General features: G+C 32.3%; 3 protein-coding genes. All 3 read left to right on the top strand.

Annotated features, from left to right (window positions below):
- Positions 1–765 (top strand): methyltransferase domain-containing protein (locus AC1DJR_RS20300; RefSeq protein WP_477003361.1); only part of this gene is annotated, 765 nt, incomplete at its 5' end.
- Positions 759–1,553, top strand: a complete 795-nt coding sequence (locus AC1DJR_RS20305) for an endonuclease/exonuclease/phosphatase family protein (RefSeq protein ID WP_429688837.1) — start codon at positions 759–761, stop codon at positions 1,551–1,553. The genes AC1DJR_RS20300 and AC1DJR_RS20305, both read left to right, overlap by 7 nt.
- Before the next feature lie 367 nt (positions 1,554–1,920).
- Positions 1,921–3,938, top strand: a 2,018-nt coding sequence (locus AC1DJR_RS20310) for a C39 family peptidase (RefSeq protein WP_477003362.1), incomplete at its 3' end; no start/stop codon positions are given.

A 3,938-nucleotide genomic window follows, 5' to 3' on the forward strand; every position in this document is an offset into this window, starting at 1 on the left:
CCAGTACATATTGTTGATTACGGTTGTGGGTATGGCTACTTAGGTTTAATTTTGTTGCCGTTACTTCCAAATGGATCAAAGTATACAGGTATTGATAGCGGGGAAGCATTAATAGCTGAAGCGAGAGAGTTGTTTTTTTCGCTTCCATATGAATCAGAATTTATTGAAGGAGATGCTACAGAAATTGAATTGGAAAATAAATATGATATAGCTGTCAGTCATGCTTTCTTATTACATATGAATTCGCCCAAAACGATGTTGCAAAAAATGATAAATTCAATTAAGGAGGGAGGAAAGATAATATGTTTTGAGCCGAATTGGATTTCTAATATGTCCTCATACACGCTAGACAGATTAATTCAATCGGAAATTATCCAGCTTGGTATTTTGCAGAAGTTATTTGAAGAAGATACACACAGAAGTGGTAAAGATGGCGATATTGGCATGAAAATACCAATGTATTTAAGTGAATTGGGTGTTAAAAATATTGAATGTAGAGTAAGTGATAAAGTGAATTTTTTAGATTCTAATTTAAATCAAAATGATAAGAAAGGATTATATAATTCTCTAAAAGAAGAGGGGATTGCAGGCAATCCGGGTGATAAACAGCAATTTATAGAACGTTTAATGAGTCGGGGATTAACATTTGCTGAAGCGCTCGCTCAATATGAAGCAGAACTACGATTTTTTGAAGTGTTTCATATACATGCATCTTTAGTGTATGCTCCGAATATGAAAATTACATTTGGTGAAATAAAATGTTAAATTGTAGTGATGTAATTCGAATTGCTACTTTCAATATATGGAATCACGAGAGTTTTTGGTTTGAGAGATTAGAAGCCATTTGTGAGGAGGTTCGCAATATTTCCCCGCATATTCTTGCTCTACAGGAAGTGGGAAGTTGTGCTAAGTATGAATTGAAGAAAAATGTTGCGCAGTATATAGCGGATCAATCTGGATATCCGGTCTGTGTATTTAAAGAGTATCCAGATTCTCCAGATGAAGGCCTAGCTTTTTTAAGTAAAGTTCCTATCTTAGCTGAAGAAGCTATTTGGGAAACAGATATAGAGGAATCGAATTATTCTACCATTCGAATCATGTTAAAATATAAAGAGTATAAGCTCGGGGTAACGAATGTTCATTTAAATTGGAAATCTAGTAAGGTAAGACAAGAGCAATTGGATACGGTGAATAATTGGATTAAAAACAGAGGTAGTGGCTACGAATTATTATGTGGTGATTTTAATGATGAACCACATTCAGGGGTGCATCAATACTTAATAAGTAATCAATGGATAGACGTGGCTCAGCTTAAAGAAAATCAAGATAACATTCTTGCTCAGCCAACTTTAGATTATGGAAAGAATACAAATTTAATAGGGGATGAAAAGCAAGAAGAACGATATGATTGGATTTTGATACAAGAGAAGGATTCGTTTGAATCTCTAAATATAGAAAATGTATCTGTATTTGGAGATTTAGCATTAACTTCATCACACGTATTTCCAAGTGATCATTACGGCGTTTTTATGGATTTAAAATTTGATAAGTGAAATAAAAGATAGGATGATTGTCATTTTTTTMGGTAAATCGATATATCTTATCAAATCGTTGATCTATTGTAAGTTACAATAGATATTCAGGAAATCGTTAATATAAWTTCATCCACTGAATGAAGSCTCAAAAAAGAAGATAAAACCCATCTTCGAATAATATATGTTATTTCATCAAATTAAACAAAATAACGAGAAAAAGTATCGTTTTTAAGATATTTAGTTATAAACTTGAATAATATTAAATAATATCGTTCATTATATGAGGTTTTAATTGAATGCATACTATATGATGTGTAAAATCTAAGCAAGTAGGTTAGAATACTGCTTGCAAATGGCAGTATAAATAATAATTTGAGGTGAATGCATGCTAGATTTTAAGCAATTAGAGATTTGTTTGAAAGAAAAGAGATTCCTAGATGGATTACATGAGATAAATAATGAAATTGCGCATATAAAAGAAACGAATAAGTTATCATACGTGAAGAACTGGCTTTCTAACGTCTCGTCACCTAAGGAGTTTGATACATTAATTCGTCTTGCTGATGAAGGTTTGATGCATCAATATAGCTCCTTTTTAATTCGTTATACTTATAAAAAATTCCCAAATATGAGAACGCTCTCTTTATATTGTGATGAATTAATTGATGAGCGTAAAATCCTTGATGCTGAACAATTATTAAAAGATTCTTTGGAAAAGGTAAATGAAGAGGAAACTGATGCGGATGTTTTAACGAAAGCATAYTTTACGTTAGTTAGATGTTTGYTAGATATGAAGCGAAATGAAGAGGCCTATGCCTATATGCAAAAGGCGGAAAAGTATAGTACGCGTGCAGTTTTTGATAAATGGGGTTACTTATATATACAGACTGGTGAGTGGGAGAAGGCAGAGGAACAACTTTTATCCGGTCAGCAGCATAAAGATTGTGAAGAGTTAGCTACGTACTTATTGGCGCAATTATATGCATATAAAKGTGAACAGCAGCGAGCGTTACAACTCATTAATGATGCGATTGCAAAGTTTCCTCAAGTACCATATTTCTATTTTGAAAAAGTAAAATATTTATTAGATTTAGAGCGCTATGAAGAAATGTTAGCGGTAATAGATAAAATTAATCATATGCTTCCGCATCATGCATATACAACTTATTTTATACATTTACGTGCAGAAGCATTTTATAAAATGAATAATATTCACGATTTGCAAGCACTATTGAAAAATGAAAAGAGTTTGAAAAATTCTCTATATCATCATATAGAAAAAAATCCTGATGGAAAAAAGGTTCGTTTACCGATAGTTCCGGTTGTACAAAAGGATAACTATTGCGTTCCGACAAGTTTGGAAATGATGTTAGGGGTATGGGGAGAAAAACGTACGCAAGATGAAATTGCACAACATATTTTTGATGTAACAGGTTCTAAGTTTTCAGATACAGTTACATATATAGAAGAGCAAGGTTACGAATATCGTTATTTTCAAGGGAATGTGGAAAATTATAAGAGATTACTCAATCAAGGTATTCCCGTTTTATTAAGTATAGATATTGAGCACGCTTCCCATGTACAAGTGCTTTCTGGTTATGACGATGTACTACAAGCTTTTTATATTCAAGATCCGAATTTCTTGGAACCGATTCTTGTGGAATATGATAAGTTGCAAGAAAAATATCGTTATACAGATTGTTTAGCTATTACGTTTATACCAAAAGATAGAATGGAACAACTTTCATTTTTAAATGAGGAAGAACACACTTATTATGAAACAATCTTTTCTCTTACAGATCATTTAGGTGAGCAAGATAAAGAGGGAATTGAAAAGTTAGTACTATTTTTAAAAGAAACAAGTGAAAATCCAAACACTTGGTTATATACGATTAAACATTTAGATGCTGAAGTAGATAAAGATTTTATTCAGTTTTGTATAGAAAAATTAATGAAAAAGTTTCCGAGCTCTGACTTTGTGAAATTGCATAGTGCACAGTGTTTTATTCGTCTGCAGGATATGGAAAAAGCAGGACAGATGCTTCAAAGTGTGGAGAAGAAAAGCAATCAAGCGTTGTATCATTTTATAAATGGACGTTATTCTTTTGAGCAAGATAATTATGCAGAATCGATTGCTAGTTTTCGTTCATCATTACAATTGGATGCAGATCAACCAGTTGCGTGGAGTTTCTTAGCATTATCATACATGTATATGGATCAATCCGAAAAGGGGCTAGAGTATTCTCTAACAGCTATAGAACGTAGTCCAGAAAGGTTTACACTTGTAAATCACGGTTTAATTTTAATAGATTTAGAACGATATGAAGAAGCATATGGATTCTTTAATGATTTATTAAAAGAATATAAATATGAAGCGCACATATGGTATGAACGTGCAAGATG

The sequence above is a fragment of the Bacillus sp. 05T31 genome (genome assembly GCF_056396725.1).

Coding starts and splice junctions, on each gene's coding strand:
- AC1DJR_RS20305 (WP_429688837.1), top strand. CDS start 759: ATGTTAAATTGTAGTGATGTAATTCGAATTGCTACTTTCAATATATGG.